General features: G+C 67.1%; 16 protein-coding genes and 1 tRNA gene. 6 read left to right on the plus strand and 11 right to left on the minus strand.

What is annotated here, in order from left to right; genetic code table 11:
- Nucleotides 1-652: 652 nt before the first annotated feature.
- The 3 genes from DQ384_RS33930 (at nucleotide 653) to DQ384_RS33940 (ending at nucleotide 6,105) form a co-directional block, all read left to right on the plus strand.
- A complete protein-coding gene (locus tag DQ384_RS33930; protein ID WP_245966967.1) occupies nucleotides 653-1,474 on the plus strand; it encodes a M23 family metallopeptidase in 822 nt (273 codons plus the stop codon).
- Between the two features lie 264 nt (nucleotides 1,475-1,738).
- Nucleotides 1,739-3,076, plus strand: a complete 1,338-nt coding sequence (locus DQ384_RS33935; RefSeq protein WP_114032974.1) for an SWIM zinc finger family protein — start codon at nucleotides 1,739-1,741, stop codon at nucleotides 3,074-3,076.
- Nucleotides 3,073-6,105: a DUF7824 domain-containing protein gene (locus tag DQ384_RS33940; RefSeq protein WP_114032975.1), complete on the plus strand. Its 3,033-nt coding sequence runs from the start codon at nucleotides 3,073-3,075 to the stop codon at nucleotides 6,103-6,105. The genes DQ384_RS33935 and DQ384_RS33940 overlap by 4 nt, the downstream gene beginning before the upstream one ends.
- 52 nt (nucleotides 6,106-6,157) lie before the next feature.
- Here the strand turns inward: DQ384_RS33940 and DQ384_RS33945 are convergent, their stop codons facing one another.
- From DQ384_RS33945 to DQ384_RS33970, 6 genes are all read right to left on the minus strand, one after another.
- Entirely contained in the window at nucleotides 6,158-7,339 is a 1,182-nt protein-coding gene (locus DQ384_RS33945) for a hypothetical protein (protein ID WP_114032976.1), read from the minus strand.
- 3 nt (nucleotides 7,340-7,342) lie between these two features.
- On the minus strand, nucleotides 7,343-7,654 hold the full coding sequence (locus DQ384_RS33950) for a calcium-binding protein (RefSeq protein WP_114033082.1): 312 nt from the start codon (nucleotides 7,652-7,654) through the stop codon (nucleotides 7,343-7,345).
- A 142-nt stretch (nucleotides 7,655-7,796) separates the two neighbouring features.
- Nucleotides 7,797-8,024 carry a hypothetical protein gene (locus DQ384_RS33955; protein WP_114032977.1) on the minus strand — a complete coding sequence of 76 codons (228 nt, stop codon included), beginning with the start codon at nucleotides 8,022-8,024 and terminating at the stop codon, nucleotides 7,797-7,799.
- Nucleotides 8,024-8,506: a hypothetical protein gene (locus DQ384_RS33960; protein WP_114032978.1), complete on the minus strand. Its 483-nt coding sequence runs from the start codon at nucleotides 8,504-8,506 to the stop codon at nucleotides 8,024-8,026. The genes DQ384_RS33955 and DQ384_RS33960 overlap by 1 nt, the downstream gene beginning before the upstream one ends.
- A gap of 94 nt (nucleotides 8,507-8,600) precedes the next feature.
- The gene (locus tag DQ384_RS33965) at nucleotides 8,601-8,885 is read right to left on the minus strand and encodes a hypothetical protein (RefSeq protein WP_114032979.1); all 285 of its coding nucleotides are present in this window, start codon (nucleotides 8,883-8,885) and stop codon (nucleotides 8,601-8,603) included.
- On the minus strand, nucleotides 8,882-9,265 hold the full coding sequence (locus DQ384_RS33970) for an ATP-binding protein (protein ID WP_114032980.1): 384 nt from the start codon (nucleotides 9,263-9,265) through the stop codon (nucleotides 8,882-8,884). Before DQ384_RS33970 ends, DQ384_RS33965 begins: the two co-directional genes overlap by 4 nt.
- A gap of 482 nt (nucleotides 9,266-9,747) precedes the next feature.
- Here DQ384_RS33970 and DQ384_RS33980 point away from each other — a divergent pair, with 482 nt between their 5' ends.
- The gene (locus DQ384_RS33980) at nucleotides 9,748-10,602 is read left to right on the plus strand and encodes a helix-turn-helix domain-containing protein (protein ID WP_114033083.1); all 855 of its coding nucleotides are present in this window, start codon (nucleotides 9,748-9,750) and stop codon (nucleotides 10,600-10,602) included.
- 22 nt (nucleotides 10,603-10,624) lie between these two features.
- Nucleotides 10,625-10,816, plus strand: a complete 192-nt coding sequence (locus DQ384_RS33985) for a DUF397 domain-containing protein (RefSeq protein ID WP_114032981.1) — start codon at nucleotides 10,625-10,627, stop codon at nucleotides 10,814-10,816.
- A gap of 453 nt (nucleotides 10,817-11,269) precedes the next feature.
- Here DQ384_RS33985 and DQ384_RS33990 read toward each other — a convergent pair whose 3' ends face one another.
- Entirely contained in the window at nucleotides 11,270-16,114 is a 4,845-nt protein-coding gene (locus tag DQ384_RS33990; RefSeq protein WP_114032982.1) for a DEAD/DEAH box helicase, read from the minus strand.
- A gap of 374 nt (nucleotides 16,115-16,488) precedes the next feature.
- On the opposite strand from DQ384_RS33990, the gene DQ384_RS34000 reads away from it, so the two are divergent.
- Nucleotides 16,489-16,713, plus strand: coding sequence for a hypothetical protein (locus DQ384_RS34000; RefSeq protein WP_147268986.1), 225 nt, complete (start codon nucleotides 16,489-16,491; stop codon nucleotides 16,711-16,713).
- Nucleotides 16,714-16,959: 246 nt separating this feature from the next.
- On the opposite strand, the gene DQ384_RS34005 is transcribed toward DQ384_RS34000, so the two are convergent.
- The 4 genes from DQ384_RS34005 to DQ384_RS34020 form a co-directional block, all read right to left on the minus strand.
- Nucleotides 16,960-17,033 (minus strand) — tRNA-Arg (locus tag DQ384_RS34005).
- Between the two features lie 471 nt (nucleotides 17,034-17,504).
- On the minus strand, nucleotides 17,505-18,527 hold the full coding sequence (locus tag DQ384_RS34010) for a DUF916 domain-containing protein (protein ID WP_220183287.1): 1,023 nt from the start codon (nucleotides 18,525-18,527) through the stop codon (nucleotides 17,505-17,507).
- Between the two features lie 18 nt (nucleotides 18,528-18,545).
- On the minus strand, nucleotides 18,546-19,073 hold the full coding sequence (locus DQ384_RS34015) for a hypothetical protein (RefSeq protein ID WP_114032984.1): 528 nt from the start codon (nucleotides 19,071-19,073) through the stop codon (nucleotides 18,546-18,548).
- A 413-nt stretch (nucleotides 19,074-19,486) separates the two neighbouring features.
- Entirely contained in the window at nucleotides 19,487-20,464 is a 978-nt protein-coding gene (locus DQ384_RS34020; RefSeq protein WP_114032985.1) for a Gfo/Idh/MocA family protein, read from the minus strand.
- Between the last annotated feature and the right edge of the window lie 393 nt (nucleotides 20,465-20,857).

The following is a 20,857-nucleotide window of genomic DNA, read 5'->3' on the forward strand; positions in this document are numbered from 1 at the left end:
CACGGACAGGATCAGGAGATCAACCTGGCCATTGACCAGGACTTTTGATGGCCGCCGACCAGGAACCGCTGTCCGTCAGCCTCGACTTTTCTGTCCGCTGATCAAGAGTTCCACGTGACCGCTCTCAGGCACGCCTCGGCGAAGCGGTAGGCCACCCCGTCGAATTGAAAGTGCACCGCCAACCACCGTCCTCATCCGCCTCCCGACCTGCACTGCAACACTCACGTGCGTCGGGCGCCCGACGTTCCAGCATGGGCCGGGCCATTCTCCCGGCCGCGCTCTCGATCATCGCTGACCGGCCGGTTCGATCTCGACGTCGAGCGCGAAGAGCCGCAATATTTCACATCAACGGGCCTTGATGAAGAGAACTTTCAGACGTATGTTCACGATCAAGCCGTCAATCCCCATAGGCGGCGAGATGCCGAAACGTTCCCCTCACGGCGGCCCGCCCATTCCACCGAAGTTGATCACCATGCGCATACGTGGTTCCGCCGCCACGAGGCTCGTCGCGACATCAGAAGGAACCGGGCGCCTAACCGTATCCCCCCATACGCACCTGTTCAGAGAGGTGAGAATGCCCACACCCGGCAGGCCGACCTGGCCGATGACCCTCAGCTTCGCGACCCTTGGCCTGTTGGTCACTCTCACGGCAGTGCTGCTTCCACAGGCGGCTTCGGCGCAGGGCATCAGCGTCCTGGCCGTGTCGCACAAGAGCCCGTTCAACTGCGGCAAGTCCTTCTACGCCAACAACTGGAGCCCCGGCCACAGCCCTTCAGGCGCCATCGACTGGCAGAACTACGGCGGCGATGACATCAACGGTGAAACCGTCCGGGCCACGGCTTCGGGCACCGCGTACTTCAACGACGCGGGTAGCACGAGCTACGGCAAGTGGGTAGAGGTCCGTCACAGCGACGGCACCAGTACCCGCTATGCCCACCTCGCCACCATGGTGAGGGCGGCCGGCGGCTCCATGAGCGTCAGTCAGGGCACCACGATCGGGACCGTCGGCTCAACGGGCGGCTCCACCGCTCCCCACCTGCACTACGAACAGCGGACCTCCACGGGCGCCGTCGACACCAGCCCCACCGTGGACGGCGTGACCGTCTCCCTGGGCGAGAAGAAGGCCATCACCAGCACCAACACCTGCGGCGGCAACCCCTACACCCCTGAGGAGGCCTGCGGCGGCGGTTACACGGTCATCGACTCGGCCGCCCTCACCGGTGGCCGGACCTACCTGCTCTACAACTCGGGCAACGGCTACAACTGCGTCGTGACGATGAAAACGACCAACCTCGGGTCACCGTCGCCGGTGTCGGCCTTCCTGGAGCCGCAGGGCGAGAGCAGAACGACCGACTCGGGCAGCTACGGCTACTACGCGGGGCCGGTCAGGCGCGCCGCGTCCGGCCAATGCGTCAGGTGGGGCGGCTCGGTCGGCACCAGCTCGTACACCAGCCCCTTCGAGCACTGCGGTTGAGAGCGCGGCCCGTACGGCGGCTGGTCGTTGAAGATCGGTGAGAGTGCCGGCTGATCATCGATGGCCGGCCGATGCAGCAGGTCAGGCGGGGCGGAAGGCGCGACGACGGCCTCCCGCCCCGCCTGCGCCTCAGGAAAGCGGCGCTGACACTCCAGAGCCGCGCCGCTTCCGCGGAGGGCCGGTCCACGGCGGTTCCCGTCCTTCGCTCCGGCGGGCATGACGCCAGGACGGCTTTTGTCGGTGGTGATCCCTAGTCTCCCGGGCATGACAACTGCGACGCAGGCGTACAGCTACGCCTCGCCTTCTACCTTGGTGAACGGACGTCTGGGGTTGTCGACGTCCGGCGGCAGGGCCCTCAGCGGACCCGCTCTCGCGCCCAGGTTCTTCAGCGGGCTGGTGACGCAGGCGGCGCCCGCTGCCGCGGCCCTGCTGGGCGTTGCGGACGTGGCCCTCACCCGTTACCACAAACCGCGTCCAGGGTGGACGCGCGACCCGGTCGTGACGTGCGGCGGTGACCGGCTACGGTTCGAGTCGTTCTCCGCCTGCGGCGGTGTCTACGCCCGGCTCGACCTGCTCGGCGGCGCGCTGGACGGCGAGGTGTTCGACAGGGGGACGACCAACGTCGACGTCAACGGGCCGCTGCGTGAGGCGCTGGCCAGGGTGGGGGCACGCGACCCGCTGCACCTCGGCGTCGGCGCCGACGAGTTGACGGTGACGACCCTCGATGGCGCGGTCGTGGAGAAGAAGGTGCCGCTGCCGGAGCGGTGGCTACGGGGCTTCGCCGAGGTACAGGTGATCGCGGCGGGCATGGACCTGAGGGCCGAGTTGCCCGGCATGAGTGCCGTGCGGTTCCTGCGTGCGCTGCCCAAGCGAGCGACGGCCGACCTCTGGGTCTCTCCCGCAGGCCGTGATCTGCGTATCGGTGACCGGCCCACCGCGGGATCCGTGTGCCTGTCCGGCGTGGGACGCCTGGCGACGCTCCTCCCCTTGCTCCGCTTCGCCAAGAGCCTCAAGGTGTACGGCCCGGCCGAGCCCGGCGGGGCGGTGTCGAGTGCGTGGGAGCTCGAACTGCCGGGGATGCGCTACACGCTGGCCCTGTCGCCGGAGCGCTGGCGTGGCTTCTCCGGGGAGGGCGCGGTGCTGGCCGATCTCGCGACCGAGGAGGCCGGGGCCGACGCCGACGTGGTGGGCATGCTGCTCAACTTCGAGCCCGAGGTGGAGATGGGTCTCCTGGCCGATCGCGCCGGTCTGTCCATCGCGCGGGTCCGTGCCGCGCTCACCCAGCTCGGGGTGGCCGGCCGTGTCGGCTACGACCTGGCCGAAGCCGCGCACTTCCACCGCGAGCTGCCCTACGACAGGGAGCATGTGCGCAACCTCAACCCTCGGCTGTCCGCCGCGAGGTCGCTGGTCGAGACGGGTGCCGTAGAGCTCGCCGGCGACTACGCCCGCGTGCGTACCGGCGGCGGTGTGCGCGAGGTCGGCATGGCCGATGGGTCGTGCACCTGCCAGTGGTGGTGGGACCACCGTGGCTCGCGCGGGCCGTGCAAACACGTGCTGGCCGCCAGGATCGCCGCCCGTGCCGTCGCGGACGTGGCCCGGTGAGCGTCTGGCAGGAGGTGCGCGACCTCATCACCGAGCGCGGGAGCCGAGCGCTGGCCGACCGCGTGGTCGCGTTGACCGAGTCCGAGCGCCGCGAGGTGGCAGAACGCCTGCCGGGGTTCCTCAAGGAGATGCGCGACATGGCCGCCCAGATGGCCCGTGAGGGGTGGACGGCCGGTGACGACGGCCTCGGCGAGGAGGAGGGCGCCCGGCCCGACTGGGAGTGGGCGGAGATCGAGAGGGATGTCCGGTGGCAGGTGGGCGACGCGCTCGCCGCGTTCGCGGAACCGCTGCGGATCGCGGGAGCGGGCACCTTGTCGAGCCCGGCCGCCGCCGTCGCCTGGCTGACCCGCCGCGAGTTCAACCCGCGGCGCAGGACGACCCCGCACCCGGCCGATCTCGTTCGCGTGCTGGCCGTCCGCCCTGCCGACTGGCAGGCCGACGTGGCGTTCCGGCTTTCCCAGAAGATCCGTACGGCGGGCGACCGCATCGCCCCCCTGGTACTCGCCCTGTTGCGGGCCTCCGGTTGCGAGCCGCCCAAGCACGACCCGCTCGTGGTCGCCTGGCTCTCCACCCAGGTGGTGGACGACGACCCGCTGCTCGGGCCGATGCTTCCCCGGATCTTCGAGGCGGAGGGAGCGGGCCGCGCCCTGCGCGACGAACGGCTGACCCCCGCGCCCACGCCCTGGCTCGCACTGTTCCGGCGGCTCCTCGCGGCCGGCCGGGTGTCGCGCGAGGAACTCCTCGACGGCTGCGTGGGCCGCTTCCTGCGCGGAGGCGACGCCATCGACCTGCGCTTCTTCGTACGGTTGCACGACCTGGTCGATCCCACACGACAGGAGGCGGCGGCGCGGGCGCGTGACTATCTGCGGCTGCTCCCCGCCGCCCCCGGCCCGGTCGCGGAGCTGGCGCTCGCCCAGGTGCGCCGTACCGGCCCTCACGATGCCGCCGACGTCGTCGAGGCGATCGGCGCGCTGACCTTCCGCGCCGAAGCCAAGCCGGCCCGGGCGGGCCTGAGCTGGCTGGACGAGGAGGTGCGGCGGGCGCCCGCGGGCGCGGGCGAGCTGGCACCCGCGCTGGTCACCGCGTTCGCGCACACGTCCTACGAGGTTCAACGGCGCGCGGCCAAGCTCGCTGTCGAACACGCCACCGCGTTCGGCGCGCGTTCCGCACTGATCGCCGACGCCGTTCCCATGCTGCCCGCCGATCTCGGCGCGCAGGTGGCCGCCGCGTTCGGGGGCGAGGTGGCGGCCGAAGAGGCGCCGGAGCCGTTCACTCCCGTGGCGTTGCCCGAACCCGCGGAGCCCGGCCCGTTCCCCGCACACCCCCTGAACCTCGGCAAGTCGGATCACCGCGGCTGGGTGGGGTGCGAGCGGTGGCTCGCCGGATTCGTCCGGCAGGCGTGGAGCGACCGTGAGGCTTTGCGGGAGACGGTGACACCCGCTTTCCGCGACTCCTCTCCCTATCTCTACGAGACCGAGCGCTGGGTCGACCCCCATGCCTGGATCGCCGCCCTGGCGAAGGAGATCATCGCCCCCGGCACCGATCCTGGCGTGCCCGATCCGGAGCCGGTCGATCCCTGGGCGGGAGCGAGCTTCTCTGTGCACGTCACCGCCGCGACGGCTGAAGAGCTGGAAGACGATCAGGGGGAAGAGCCGGAAGACGATTCCGAGCCCGGGCGGGCGTTCGGCTACCTGCCCGAGCATGTCCGACAGGAGATCTTCCGCCAGATGGCGGAGATCGGAGTCTCCGCCGAGCGGGTGGCGGCGATGCGCGACGGGCTGCCCGTGCCCCCGACCGCCCCCGGCGAACCGGAGTTCCGCGTGGGGATCGGCTACACGGGATACAGGCCACTGTTCGACGAGCCCGAAGAGCCCGAAGAGCCCGATCCCGCCGCTGAGTTCCGCCGCCGGAACCGCTTGCCCGAGCCCCGGTACGTCTCGCCGCCGCACACGTTCCTGCTGCACCGGCTCAGCGAGCTCTACCTGGCACTGCGGGAGGGCACGCTGCCCCCCGTCCTCCTGGCGACGCCCACGGTGATGACCGGCCACCTGGACCCTGACGTGCTGGTCGACCGGCTGGAGACGTGCGCGGCCGCGGGCGCCGAACCGCTGTCCGCCGACCTGCAGCAGGCGCTGCTGCGGCTGCCGAGAGGGACCCGTCCCGACGCCGCCGAACGCGCCACGCGTATAGGCTCACGGGCGGCGTCGGCGGCCGCCGCCTGGCTGGCCGGTGGCGGCCTGCCCGACCCCGAGGCAGGCCTGAAGTGGGGCTACGTCGAGGACGCCAGTGAGTACCTCTTCGACGAACGCGCACCGCGACACGTCGGCCAGGTCCGTCTCGTGCCGGTGCTGCGATCGGAGCCGACCGGACACGATCTCATCGACGAGCTGCTGCACGCGCCATCGAAGTGGCGCGGGGAGGGGCACGGGGACGCCATGAGCTGGTGGCCGGCGGTCCTGCCGTCACACCGCGAGGTCGTCTCCGTCAACTACCTGCCCCACCTGCTCTACCAGTGGAACCAGCCGGGGGTCCACCCGCAGTATCTCGCGGCCCTGTCCGAGGCGGACGGCCCGCTGGGGGACGCGACCGCGCTCATCCTCGCCTACTTCCTGGCCGAACGGCATCCGGAAGCGGTGCCTCTACTGCTGCGAATGGCGGCCAGCGGAGATTTGCCCACCGAGGCGGTAGGCCACCAGGTCGCGCTCCTGATCCGCCGATCCCGGTTCGAGACCCGTCCGGCCCTCGCTTCCCTTACCGAGGCCGCCCACCGTGGCGGACACAGGCAGGTCTGGGAGATCCTCCGAAGCATGCTGCCGGCCCTGCTACCCGCCGAGGGCGAACGGCCGAACGTCACCCACTCCGAGGCGGTGGCACTCGCCGCCGACGTGGCAGCCTGGGTGAACGCCCGCGGCGAAATCCCAGCCGTGTCAGCCTTCGCCGAGAGCGGCCGCGCCACCCGCTTCGCCGGGGAATGCGCCCGCCTACGCGACCAACTCCACTGGCCCCGGTCCGGCCGTTCACATCCATGAGCGGCCGGTACCTTGAGCATGTGCCTGCCCTCGCCGGTTGCCGGGCGGAACGTCAGCCGGTAGATGGGGCGTCGAGTCCAGCGCGGTTGAAACGGTCGATGAGGGAGGGCTTGCGCAGGTGCTCCTGGCGTAGGGCTGCGAAGCGCCGTGCGAACCCGTCCAAACGGTCGGCCCGCTGAGCCACCGCCCGCAGATCCGTGAGCAGTTCGACGGCCGCGTCGTACTCGCCCGGCCTCTTGTTTGCGATCATCGCGCCCACCCTCGACCAGGCCGCGTCCTCGTCGCCGGTGAGCGCGTCCAGCCTCTTCTCACGGGGCAGGGCCCGCTCCCGCTCGCGGTTAGCCTCTTCCTGGGCACGCTCGGCCGCCGAGCGGCGTTCACGTTCCTGACGGCGTTCCGCCGCGGCGTCCAGCAGTTCGGCCACGGTACGCCTGAAAACTTCACCACCGTCGACTTTGGGTTCGCTGCGGAACCGGCGCATCAGTTCCATCCGTACCTGGGCCGCCTGGTCCTTGACGACGACCCGCATCAGCGACTCGTCCTTCTCGTCCTGGGACAGTTTCGTGAGCCATACGGCCAGCTCTCGGGCATCGTCCCGGACGATGGCCTGGAGTGGACTCCCCTCGGCCGCGACCGCGAGCAGATCGGGGTCGAGGCGCAGGAAGTCGGCCAGGGCCCGCTGCGGCGCGCTCAGCGTGCCGAGCCCCGGCGGCACCGCCGGTTCCAGCGTGTCCTCTTCCTCGTCGTCAAAGGCGTCCTCGTCGCGTTCCCACACGCGGTAGGCCGACAGCCAGGCCAGGTAGAGCGGCCGCAGATCCCCTGCGGCGAGTTCGGCGCGGACGCCGACGACGGCCGACAGTGCGTCCTCGGCATCCTCTACCCACTCGCCCTCCTCGTCCTCGCTGGTCAGGTCAAGGATGAGGTGTTCGCCGGAGGTCCAAGCCGTCACCTGGTCTCCTACGCGGTACCGCTCGGCGATGTCCAGGTCGAGGAGCGTTCGGGGCAGCCGGAGCATCACCCGATGGGTGCCCCAGTTGGCCAGGTACAGGTGGGCGTCGTAGTAGCGCTCCATCATCCGGTTCGGGTCGCCGCGGAAATCACCCCAGTGGTACTCGTTGGTGAAGCTGGTGGAGGTGATCCGGGCACGGGTGGACAGCGCCCGGACCTCGGCCTGCTGACGGGCGTCCAGCGGACGGTCGACCGCGAGGAACTCGTAGTACTGGTACTCACTCATTGGTCACGGCCCCCAGTGCCGGTAGGCGTCAATCCATTCAGAGCCTTTGGGTGGTGGTGTGGGCAGCGGAAGGTCCAGGATGCCGATCGCCTGCCGGTGAGGCCCGCGGGTGCAGATCGCGACGATCCCGCTTCCCGCGAGCAAATCGACCTTCTTGACCGTCACCTCGACGCCGAGCACCGTCGCCTCGAACGGCACGGCCAAGTGCTCCTCCAGCATGACGTGAAAGCCGGAGACCTGCTCATTCTCGTCATAGGCGTCGAGGATGGCCCGCTCGACCAGCGCCTCCAGTTCCACCTCGCTCAGCCCAGCCATGACGAGCAAGCGTAACCAAGATCGAGCATGCCGTAATCACCTTCCACGAAGACGGCGGGTGCTCGCTTCGCTCGGCGGAGATCAACTCATCGGCCGCTTCGGCGAGCAGGCACAACACCGCCCCAGGCGAGTTTGAGATCGCTCATCGGTCCTCCGTTCGATAGCGGGTGCGGGCCCGGACCCAGACGCCGGCGCCCGCAATGGTGCCGAGCGCGACGGCGGCTGCCCAGACGCCGACGATCAGGTCGGGTCCGGCGTCGGCGAGGGCGACCGCGGCGGCCAGGCCGCACCCGGGCAGCGCGCCGAGGGTGGATCCCACGCTGAGGTGGCGGCCCAGGGAAGGGCGCTGCTCGGGAGGACGGTGCGCCATCACCCACCACCCCCGGTCGCGACCGGATCGGCGACCGATCGCGGAGGTGTCGGGACGCCTTTGTCGTCGAACTCCCAGCCCCTGTCGATCAGCTGCGCGCGGGCGTCCTGGATGCATCCCAGCGCCCAGGTGTCGGAGAATCCGGTCAGCTCGGCCAGTTCGTGCTTGGACATCGGCTGACACTTCTTCGCTCTGGTGATCCAGAAGCGGATGGCCCGGCGTTTGTTCTGCTCATCGGGTCGCGACCGGTCGCGACCACCGCCGCGACGTTCGGCGTGGGCCGGCGACAGGACCACGCCGATGTCGTGCAGCTCGATGACCGGTGAGCCGGAGTCGTTGGACATGCACACCGCGCCGGGGCCGACCGGCGTGGTGGTGGAGCAGTAGGCGGCCCCGGGGATGCCCTCGCCGTCGTGGTGGTCGGTGCACCAGGGCGCGCATCTCGCCTTGCCCGTGGGCGCCAGGGTCGTACTGTTTCCCATTGGGTCTTCCTCCTGGTGGGCGTCGGTTATGGGGTGTGTCAGGGGGTTGATCAAGGGCTCGGCCGGTGTTGCTGCACCTGGCCGGGCCCGGGCCTCAGACGGCGCGGCCGAACAGCACGTCGTTCCACAGGACCTGGGCGTCGCGGTGGCTCATCCGGTGGGTCACGTGCCGGCCGCTCCGGTCGACGCGGGCGATGTGCATCTGGCCGCCCCCGGCGATCAGGTAGTAGACCGTGGCCCGGCAGGCGCAGGTCCACTGCACGGTCCGGCGCCTCTCCTCCTGGGACTGTGGCTGGAGCCAGGTGATCCGCCGTGCGGTCCGCTCGGCGCTGAGCACGTGCGGTCCGTGGTCGGCGTGGCCTGAGGTCGTCTCGATCACGTCGGGGTGCCGTCGCGGAGCAGGATGAACCAGATGGTCTTGCCGGTGGGGTAGGGCCACACCCCCCAACTGGCCGCCAGGGCGCGCACGATGGCCAGGCCGCGCCCGCCGGTGTCCTCCAGGTGGGGGTCGCGCGCGGCCAGCGGGGTGGTGCTGTGGTCGGTGATGGCGCCGATGAGGGCGGGTCCGGCGTCGTGCAGGGCCATGACCACAGGCGCGGCTCCGTGGACCAGGGCGTTCGTGACCAGCTCCGAGATGACGAGCTCGGCGTCGTCGACCAGGTGGGGCAGGCCCCAGTCGGTCAAGGTCTTGCGCACCATGGCCCGGGCCTCTCCCACCACGGCGCGGTCGGCGGGCAGGGCCCAGGAAGTTGCGTTCATGTCGTCTCCGAGAGCGGTCCCCAGGGCCAGGCCGTGGGGGATGTCGGGGTGCCCGAACAGCGCGCGGAGGGTTCGTCGGCGGTGAGCACCTTCCCGCCGGGAACGAGGGTTGTTACGTGCTGGTGCTGGGTTCGGCGACAGCTACGAGCTCGTCGTGAAAGTTGGAGAGCATGGTTAGCGTTCCGAGGTCGTCGGCGCTCACTGTCACCGCGCAACCTGCATCTCGCTGGGCACAGCTCAGGCTGTCGGTTCGCGCCGTCCACCATTGGCCTGCTTCTGTGTGCCATGCGCGCTTCCAACCCAGGAATTCTGGGGTTTCGAGAGTCACATGGCCTCCGTGTGTGGTTGCTTGGGGACTGTCCGTAGCCATAGTGCTCATGCAAGTTCTAACATGCAAGTTCTAATTCAAAACGTGCGGCATTCATCCTGGCTTGCGCAGGCTGACCGGCGGTGAGGCTGTATACGTCGATTGGAGTGATGTGATGACGGACATTGATCACAGTCCGACCGTGCGGCTACGCCGTCTCGGTCTCGAGCTTCGCCAGCTCCGCAAGGCAGCGAAGATGGACATCCAGGACGCGGCCGACGTTCTGGAGTGCTCCACGTCGAAGATCAGCCGCCTGGAGAATGGGCGCACTCAGCGGCCGGATGTGCATCACGTCCGAAAGCTCTGTGAGGCGTACGGCGTGAGCAGTGAGACGCGTATCAACGAACTGGTGGCCCTTGCCCGCGAGGCCAAACAACGCGGATGGTGGTCATCCTTCAGCGACATCCTGTCGGGCGAGTACGTGGGCCTGGAAGCCGCGGCGTCGTCCCTCAGGAACTGGGAGACATCCATCATCCCGGGCTTGCTCCAGACGCCCGCGTATGCGGCGGAGGTGATCCGCGCCGCCGGAGTACGCGAACTGCGCGAACTCGAGCGCCGCGTGGCCGTGCGCATGGAGCGACAGCAACTGCTACTTCGGGAGAAGAATCCTCCGCAGTTCTGGGCCGTGATCGACGAGGCAGCGTTACTACGCCCCGTGGGCAGCAGCGAGGTACGCGAGGAGCAGCTACGAAAATTGGTGGACACCAGCCCCCTGCAGCATGTGAAGCTGCAAGTGCTGCCCTTTTCCGCCGGTCCTCACGCCGGGCTGGGCGGGCCTTTCGTGATCCTGGATTTCCCGCATGCCATGGACCGCAGCGTGGTCTACATCGAGACCCCGACAGACGGTATCTACCTGGAGGAGGCGGAGCAACTCAAAAGCTATAACCTGTTGTTCCAGCACGTATGCGCTTCGGCGCTAAGCGTGGACGCGTCGATCGCGTATCTGTCCGATTTGATCGACAAGCTGTGAGGCATCAATGGATCTATCGACCATGGATCTGTCCGGCGCCCAATGGCGCAAGAGCACGCGCAGCCAGGGCACCAGCAACAACTGCGTCGAGGTGGCGTGGTCGGCGGCCGGTGTAGCCGTGCGCGACAGCAAGAACCTTGGCCCCGCCCTGGGCTTCACCCAGGCCGGCTGGGCCGCATTCATCGGCGGCATCAAGGCCGGCGAAGTCCAGTAACCGGTAACGACAAGGCCCCCGGCGCATAACACTCGCCGAGGGGCCTTGCTGTATCTGTCCGGTTCCAGCATAGCCCGGAAACATATTTTGCGGCCAACCCGCAGAGGTTCACCGGGAGGCCGTCGCTGCCCAGGCTCCCCACCGAGGCATGGATCAACGAGCCCAGCGACGACCCCTTGACCAGCAGCTCAGACGAGGAGACGCCGCCTAACGCCTCAGCAGCACCATGTCCCACTTGACTTGACACTTACCGGCCCAGCCCAGGAAGGTCACCTATGTTTTCTAGGCCACCTGTCAAGCATGTGGTGGGACAAACCGCCAAGCATCTCGTGGGACTCGACAACGCCGCTCGGACGCTGTCGTGTCCCGGGACATGCTTGACATGTGGGTCCATACGTTGGTCCCAAGACCGGTTGTGGGTGAGGACCGGCGGGGTTCACCTGTGGTGAACGCCTACTCCAGGATCTCCAGCGGTGGAAGCTGGTCCACGATCTTCATCGTCTCTAGGCTAACTGTCACGACCCGCTTGAGGAGGTCGATGATGTACCGCGGATCGTCGGACCACTCGTTGGGGTCGTTAGTGATACCGGATGCCTGGTCAACCTTGACCTGATATCGGTCGATGATCCACTCGATCGCGGACCGGGCGCCGAGTTGGTAGCGGTACGCCTCTTCGGGGATGTTGGTGAGGGTGACCCGGTTGTTGTAAATGATGGTTGAGCGGTCCGACTCCCCCTTCACCTTGGGGATCTTCATCTTCCCGATGCGGTACAGCTCGCGGGGCGAGGTACCGGTCGCGTTGCCGGAGACCTTCTCCACGATGCCTTTGTACGGCTCGGCCTGCTCGTAGCGGATGTGCAGGTCGGAGAGCTTCCGACCAGCCTCGGCGTAGCCCCGGAAGTCGCCCACCTTGGGGATACGGGGAAGGGACTTCTTGAGGTCCGCGGCGAAGCGGTCACGGTAGTCAGGAGAGTGGAGCAGTCCGTACGTGTAGTAGAAGATTTCGTCCTTCATGATGGCGGAGTCGGCGTAGGTCTTGCGGTAGTCGGCGAGTGCGGCATCGGTGATGTTGTCGACGCGCTCGTAACCGCCCTCCTTCTCAGAGGCGGCGAAGAGATCGTCGCCCTTGCCGAGCTCACGGTAGGTGTAGCGCGGAAAGAACTGGCCGTTACTGGAACCCCAGTACGCCAGATCGGGGAGATGGTCGACAGCATGGGCTGAGAAAGGTTTGTCTGAACCCATACCTGTGATGTAAAAACCGAAGTTCTCCGACTCCGGCGTCGGGAACATCTGCGGCAGCTTCCCCGGTCTATGGTTGAGGTCCCGATCGAAGTAAATCGCCTGTCGGTTAAAGGGCCGATACGCACTGTTGACCACACGATCCGCGTCGTACGTGATCTTCTTACCCTGCGTCAGCTTGGAGACCAAGCTGGACGACCAGCTGATCCGCTGGGGATCGCGGTCGATGTACACCTCGGCGTCGGTGGCCTTGGGGCTGACGACGCCTGCTGCCTTGCAGTGCTCATTGAAGCCACTGACCTGCTCGTCATAGACGCGGATCATCGACCCGACATTCTCCCTGAGTCGCTGCTTGGAGTAGCTGTAGACCCAGGCATCCCGGTTGGTCTGGAGCCCGGGGGAATAGACCTCAAAGACGGCAGCATTCTGGCCCTTGGCTGTCTTGTCTCCGAGAGCACGGAACCCTGTGAACCGCCCGTCCCGCTGGTTAATCCAGTCCCCGTCTTCGTTCGGCGTGATCTGCTGCCAGTCCACTATGTCTAGGCCCTGCGAGCCGATGATACGAAGCTTGTCTTCGCGGCTGAGGTAGTCGCCGATGTCCCGGTAGTGCAGCGCGCACCCGGTGCCGGTACCGGAGTCCTTGCCACCCTTGACGAGGATCAGGATGGCGACGGTGTTCCGGCTGCCGGAGCCGAAGATCTTTCCGCCCTCCTTGCGGGACTGCTCACCGGCCGTTCGCTGGTTGCCTCGCAGGTTGTAGCAGTAGATCGCGTCGAACTCGTTGACCAGGGACTTGCGTAGTCCGTCCGCGGTGTTGCCGTCGATGTAGCCGCCGTTGGAGACATACGCGATGACGCCCTCGTCCTTGATCCGGTCGGAGGCCCAGCGGATGGCCCGGATGTAGGAGTCGTACAGAGAGTTTTTGTTCGTGGCCGTGGAAAGCGCCGCGTATGTGTTCTTGATCCGTTCGTCCAGCACCTCGTACTTGAGGTTCTGGTTGTCGTCGTTCTGGCTGTCCTGTCCCACCGAGTACGGCGGGTTGCCGACGACTACGGTGATGTCCTGCGTCCGTTGCTTCTTTGCGCGTTCGCTGTTGCCCTCCAAGACCTCCATCCCGTCGAGCTTGGCAACGCCGTCGGCGCCCTCGGCGAGTTGGAAGGTGTCGGTGAGGACGATGCCTTCGAAGGGCTGGTACTCGCCATCGGCGAGGTCGTGGAAGGCGGCCTCAATGTTGATGGCGGCGATGTAGTACGCGAGGAGCACGATCTCGTTGGCGTGCAGCTCGCTCGCGTATTTGCGCTGCAGGTCCTTCGGCTTGATCAGGCCGGACTGAATCAGGCGTACCGGGAAGGTGCCGGTGCCGACGAAGGGGTCGATGATCTGAACGCCCTGGTCGGACAGGGAGCGCCCGAAGTGTTTGGCGAGGGCCTGTTCGGTGGAGCGGATGATGAAGTCGACGACCTCGACGGGCGTGTAGACGATGCCGAGCGCGTCGGCGGTCTTTGGCAGGGCGGTCTTGAAGAACTTGTCGTACAGCTCGATGATGACGCGCTGCCGGCCCTCATGGTTGTCGATGCCCTCGGCGCGTACTCGCACCGAGTCGTAGAAGCCGTCCAGGGTCTTGGTCTCAGCGTCCAGGCCCTGGTCGTCGAGGATGTCTAGCATTCGCTGCATGGCTTTGGAGACGGGGTTGTGCTCGGCGAAGCCGTAGTCCTTGAACAGGGCGTCGAAGACCGGCTTGGTGATGATGTGCTGGGCGAGCATGTCGACGGCCTCGGCTTCGCCGACGCCGGGGTTGATGTTCGAGCGCAGTTCGCCGACGAACTCCTCGAATGCGACTCTCTTTTCGGGGATCGTCAGGGCGGCCTTGATGCGGGTGACGTGGCGGTTGGCGATCTGGGCAACGTCTTTGGCCCATTTCTCCCAGTAGTGGCGCTCGCCGACCTTGTCGACGATGCGGGCGTAGATCGCGTTCCGCCAGTCGCCGATGGAGAACAGCGCATCCTGGATGTGCTGGGCGTTCTGGGCTTCCCTGTCCTTGGCGGCCGCGTCGCTCTCGGCGGTGCCGGAGCCGTCCGCGCCCCCGACCGATTCGTCGTTGGGGCCGATGCTGCCGATGCCGATCTTGTTGTCGGGCTTGTTCTTGTTCAGGTCGATCTGGTTGACCGTCGCGTTGAAGCGGTCATCGTGGGCGCGCAGGGCCTGGAGGACCTCCCAGACCGTCTTGAAGCGCTTGTTGTCGGCGAGCGCCTTCTCCGGTGACATCCCGGCGGGGATGGCGACGGGCAGGATGATGTAGCCGTACTTCTTGCCGGGTGCCAGGCGCATCACGCGGCCGACGGACTGGACGACGTCGACCACGGAGTTGCGGGGGTGCAGGAAGAGGACGGCGTCCAGGTTCGGGACGTCGACGCCTTCGGACAGGCACCGGACGTTGGACAGGATTCGCGCTTTGGCCGGGCCTGGGCCCTGCTTCAGCCAGTCCAGCCTCCTGTTGCGTTCCAGGGCGTTGAACGTGCCGTCGACGTGCTCGACCTCGCACCGAAGAACGTCATCATCCGCGTCCTCGTAGGCGTCGACGATGTCGTTGAACCGGTCCGCGATCTGCTTTGAATCGTTGATGGAGCGGGCGAAGGCCACGGCGCGCTTCATCGGCTCCTCGCCCTCGGCAAATCCGGAACCATCGGCGAAGGTCCCGGTCCGTTTGGCCATCGCGTTCCAACAGCCGATGATCTTCGCCGCGTCATCGAGGGCCAGTTCGGACCCGCCGCCGGCAAAGCCCTCCTGGAGAGTCTTGGCGACCACGCCCTCGTCGATGGTAAGGATTAGGACCTTGTAGTCAGTGAGCAGCCCCTGATCCACCGCCTTACCGAAGCCCAGGCGGTGGAACTCCGGCCCGTAGAGGGACTCGTCGTCCATGGACGCGAGCACCGCGGAGCCGTCTTCCGCCTGGGATTTACTGTTGTCGTCGTACAGGCGCGGGGTGGCGGTCATGTACAGGCGCCTGGCGGACTTCACGTACTGCTGGTCGTGGACCTTGACGAAGTTCGACTCGCTCTGGCCGGCCAGGGTGACACCGGTGGTGCGGTGGGCCTCGTCGCAGATGACCAGGTCGAACTCGGGGAGGCCCTTGCGCTGGGCCTCGGCGACCACCGGCAACGACTGGTAGGTGGAGAAAATGACCGTGATCTTTCCGCGGGGGCCCCCGCCGACGATCTGGGTGTACAGCTTGGCGGCGTCGGTCGTGGCGGGGAAGACGAGGTCGTAGGGAGAGATGTCCTCGTTGTCGCTCCGGCTGCCCGCCTTGGTGTCCGAGCACACGCCGTACGGCCGTAACGGCACCTTGGCGTCTGTGGTCCATTCCTTCAGCGTCTGGGAGAGCAGGGAGATGGAGGGGACCAGTACGAGAACGCTGCCGCCCGTTGGGACGAGGTCCTCGGCGATGCGGAGCGCGGTGAGTGTCTTGCCCGTACCGCACGCCATGATGAGCTTGCCCCTGGCGTGAGACAGGAAGCCTTCGCGCACCGCGTTCAGTGCGAGGGTTTGGTGGGGGCGCAGGTCCTTCTTGTCCTTGCGCTTCATCACCTCGGGGGCGTCGAGGCTGAATTGCGACCAGTCGACGCTCGACTCATCCAGATCCTGCACCCGCAGGCGGGTGACGGGGATCTGTTGGCCTCTTAGGGCATCTTCCGCATATTTGCTCCATTTATCTGTTGTGGACACAATCAGGCGTGAAGAGAAGCCATTCTTGCCAGATGCGGTGAAGAACGAATCAATGTCGCTTTTCTGGAGGGTGTGGCTGGGGCCGTAGAACTTGCACTGGATGGCCGCCAAGGCGCCCGTCTCGCGTTCCTGGGCGACGAGATCGATGCCCGTGTCGGGCTTTCCGGCCCGTCCAGGCCAGTCGTTCCAGAGCCAGACCTTGCTGAACCGGCTGGACCATGAGGGATCCGTACGCAGGTAGGCGGCGATCAGCCGCTCGAACTTATCCCCCTTGTCCCGCCAACTGGTGGAGGAGATATCTAGCTCTTCAAGAACTTTTTTAATACTTGTCGCCAACGTCCGATTCCGCCCTTGCGCGCCCGATCTTTGTTGGAGAAGGACGCCATGAGGCAAGCGGAGGTTTGCGGAAATGCCTGTCCTCTTGTGGACAAGTCAGATCATTGACAAACAAGCGGAACTTGATCATGGATACACGAAAACGGTATATACACCACAGACGGACAGAGAAGGGATGTTTGAGCATAGGCGCTGTCAACCGAACCGCTCGGAGAACCGCAGCCAGCCACGGTGTAGACGTCATGCTTGGGGTCTACGCCAAGTGCATCGACTGCCAACGCGAGGTGGCCAACCAGCGGATCACGCAAGCGCTTGGCGAATGAGAAAGCGAAGCGCTATTGCTTGTGATCTCCTCAGCTCGTACGCTCCGGCACATGTCGATCACTCACCAGTACGCCTACGCCTCTCTCTCGCGTCCCCTCGACGGTGAGTGCGTCTGGTACCGCTCGAACGATGAGGCGTATGACCTCATCCGAACTGGGAGCAACGGGAAGTTCCAGTACCACGTCTTCGACGCCCGTAATGGTCAACACCTTCAAGCTCTCAGTTCATGGCAGGACGGGTGGGACTGGATCAAGGCTCACGTTGAGGGGGAGTAGGACAACGACACAGTCAGGGGTCCCGGTTCAGGCCCGGACCCTTCGGCGTACTCCGGAGGGCTCGGAATCGTTCCGGAAGCCGGCGGAATCCGCGTCGCGACCTGCGGAAACGTGGACAAGATCATTCCGAATATATTCCGGGAGTGGCCGCATCGGGCTGCGTTCGGTGGCCTTCGGCTGCATCCTCGGCGAGAGCCCGATCAAGGAAAAGCCCAGCTCAGAGCGCATCTGAGCTGGTCTGGGGAGCGCGCCCTGCAGGATTCGAACCTGCGACCGTCGGATTAGAAGTCCGGTGCTCTGTCCAGCTGAGCTAAGGGCGCTCTCGGATAATTGTGCATGATCCTGGGGGTGTCCGCGTACCGGTCGGGCGGTGCGTCCGCTGGTCATGTGCGGTCACATCGGAGTTTAGGGCCTGTGGGGCGGCTGGCGGAGCCGAGGGTGTCGAGTGGCTGGTCGGTCGGGGGCTGCGGCGGTGGCGTGGTGAAGGGTGAGCAAGAGCGCGGACCAGGGTGGCGAGGGTGAGGGGTACTGCGGGGTAGCCGGGACCTGGGCCGGGACGTGGTGACGAGCAGGGCCTGTGCGTGCGTCGCTTGAGAACATCCACAGAGTCGGAACGTAGGAGCTCAGCGCGGGCCAGGCACAGGCGATGGGAGCTGGAGTACCTGCCTGGCTGGGGTCGCGCCGTTGACGAACCTTGATCAGATTGCCCGCGGACCTTCTGATCTTTCGCAGCGGCCTGGACATGCTGAAGGTGTGTGGCCGGCGACGCTCCCGGCCGAGCCGCGGACGTCTCACGCATTGTTGCGTTCCGGGCGCGCGCGGCGCTTTCGCTGGTTCAGCAGGAACGTGATCGCCACGAGTGCGAACAGGATGACGCCGGCCAGCGCCGCTATGAGGTAGTAGCTCGGGTCCGTCTCCGTCTTGCTTGCTTGCGCCGTCCCTGGGGCGGCGGGGAACCGGATCGTTGCCTCGGCGGCGTGTCTGGTCAACCCGCTCTCCAGACGCATACGGGCACGCCACGGACCATCGGGCACCTGCTCGGTGAGGACCACGGTCACCGATCCCCATTCGCCGGGAGCGAGCGTCGTGCCCGTTTTGACCTTGAACGGACCGGCGGTCAGCTGTCCGGGGCCGTTGGACAGTTTCAGGTCGCCGCTCAGGTCGAGTGCGCGGCCTCCGGTGTTGTGCACCCGCGCGAGGACGACCTGCCGGCCGTCCGGCGACCGTTGGGCCGTCAGCGAGTCGATGGTGAAGGCCGACGCCGGCGGGTTGCCGGGGCCGACGGACAGGTAGATCCGGATACCGACGCGGTTGATCACCGCGACGCCTCCACCAGGCGGCGCGGCCTTGGCCGTCTCGGCCCAGATCACGGCATAGCGCTCTCCGGGCGCGGCGTCGGCCGGTACGTCGATCTTCGCGGTGACCGTCGAGCGGGCATGTGGGGCCAGGGTCACCTCATGCCGGCTCGTGGTGGTCCAGGTGGACAGCTCATTGGGAGTGCGACCGGGGGCGAACTGGAATTTGTGATCACGGATCTCCGCGGCGGCCGCGTAGAGCGAAAGCTGCTGGGGCGAGCCGGTCGTGTTCGAGACCTCCACCCGCCGGTGGATGTCGGCACCCGGCGCGAGGTGATCGATGATGTAGTACCAGGCTCGCGAGTTGGCTCGCTCTGCGACCGGCGCCTCGAGCAGGCGGAACCCGATGCCGCCCCCGGGCGACGGGGCCGCCGCCGACGCGGGCCTGCCGAGCGTGCCGGCAGCCGGGGCGAGAACCCCGGCCGCCAGCAGTCCCGCAACGATGTGACGAAGAAGCACGATTGTCGTCGGCTCCGGTCAGGCGACCGAATGGGTGACGGTGCCGCTGTATGTTCCTGCGACGGTCGCCGGCGGAATCGTCACGGTGAGCGTCGGATTCCAGGTGGCGGAGTTGTTGCCTACGAGCGCGGTACCGGTGAACGCGACGCGCGGCACATTGATGATGCCGCCGGGACCGGGTGTGAAGGTGCCCGTGCCCGTCGTGGCAGTGGCCGGCCCGGGGGAATAGCTGACATTGATGTTCGGGATGGTTTCGGGCCCGGTGCCTCCGCCGGTGGTGAAGTCTGTGCCGGTGACGGTCGCGGTCCAGGAACCGTTCAGGGTGCCGCGCAGGTCGGTCACCGTGACGGGGCCGATCTGCCCGGAGATGCTGGCGGTGCCGGATGCCACCGAGCCGAGGCTCGCCGACCCCGGCGCGCTGATCGTGAGGCCGGCGGTCGTGATCGAGAATGTGACGGTGGTGTCCACGGCAGCCGCAGGCAGAGCGGTCGCCGCGACGAGACCGAGGCCGATAGCCGAAGCGACCACAAAGAGTCGTTTGCGCATCTTGCGATCCAATGTTCATGCGGATGTAAGAGACGATGCGGAGTCCGAACGCGTGCCCCAAATAGGGCAGCATGCAGATATGCCGTCACGTCTCGCAGTGGAGCGTAACTGTCCGTAGTTGCGCCAAGATCAAGGGCGCGACGTGTACATCGACCGCAATACCGCCCCATGGCAGTGAAATAAGGAACGCGCGACCTCCGGCGACGGGTCCGCGCGCACGATGCGTTCGACATGGCATGGGGCCGGCCGCGCGGCGGATCTAGGTCGGCTGCGCCGTCCCGGTCGTCGCACCGCCCGGCCTTGGCGCCGAATCCCCTCGATTCCGCTATGTCGAGTCAATCGGCACCCGCGCCGGAACTCGGTTCGGCATTCTCCGGCCGGGGCGTCTGACCATGCCTTGTGTGGCCGGACGGTCAGAGTTCGCCGCGGAGGGGGAGGCCGGCCTTCTGGTAGATGGCGTCGATTACCGACATGTTCGCGATGGCGTCTTCGGGTGGGGTCAGAGGGGTTGTGCCGTCGTGCACCGCCGTGCGGAAGGCGCGTAGTTGGTAGGTGTACGTGGCCTCGCCGGGGACGCGCTCCCGGCGGCGGACGCCGTCGACCGTCGTGGTGAGGCGGTGGAAGTACTGCGGGGCGGCGAAGTTGGTGATGTGCAGCGTGCCGTACTCGCCCTCCACGCGCGCGGCGATCTTGAGCAGGTGCCCGCCCGACCACATCGAGGCGTTGATACGGCCCGTGGCGCCCGTCGGGAAGCGCAGGTCGGCGGCCATGGCGCGGTCGACGCCGGGGGATCGCAGCAGGGCGGCGGCGGAGACGACGGAGGGTTCGCCCGGCCCGAGGGTGCGCAGGCAGTGGACGGCGTAGCAGCCCGCGTCCATGAGCGCCCCGCCGCCGAGCTCCAGCGAGTACCGGATGTCGGAGAAGCGGGGGAGTGGGAAGCACATCCAGGTCTCGACGTGCCGCACCTCGCCGAGCTCGGTGTGCACGATCTCCAGCGCGCGTTCCATCAGCGGGTGGTAGCGGTAGTGGAACGCCTCCATCACGACGAGGCCGGAGCGCCGTGCGGCCTCCGCCACGCTCGTCGCCTCGTCGGCGTTGGAGGTGAAGGGCTTCTCGCACAGGACGTGCTTGCCCGCGTCGATGGCGCGCAGCGTCCACGCGGCGTGCAGGGCGTTCGGCAGCGGGTTGTAGATCGCGTCGATGGACGGGTCGGAGATGAGGGCCTCGTACGACCGGTGGACCACGGGGATGCGGTGCTTGGCGGCGAACCGTTCCGCGCGGGAGCGGTCACGCGCGGCGACGGCCACGACGTCCACGCCGGGGATGGACCGGGCGGGCTTGACGAGCGCGGTGGGGGTGATGCGTGCCGCGCCGAGAGTGCCGATACGCATGATCGAATCATGCCAGACGCGGTCAGGGCGTTGGTCCGGGGGCCGTCTCTGAGGACCCCGCGCCGGGATGCCCTGGAAGGCGCGTCGGTCGGTCGGTCACGGTGCATTGGCGTCGAACGGTCGGTCGGTCGCATCGTGTCGGCGTCGTCATGGAGCGGGTTCAAGGTCTAACGCGAGCGCCATGGTCGGTCGGTCGCGGTGCGTTGGCGTTGAATGGCCGGTCGGTCGCGTCGCGCTGGAGCGGGTGCCGGGTCCACGCGAGTGCGACGGTCGGTCGGTCGCGGTGCGCTGGTGTCGATGGGTCGGTCGGTCGCGTGGCGCTTGAGCGGGTGCCGGGTCCACGCGAGTGCGATGGTCGATTGGTCGTGGTGCGTTGGTGCCGCTAATGCGAGC

The organism is Sphaerisporangium album, assembly GCF_003323745.1.
GTDB classification, from domain to species: domain Bacteria; phylum Actinomycetota; class Actinomycetes; order Streptosporangiales; family Streptosporangiaceae; genus Sphaerisporangium; species Sphaerisporangium album.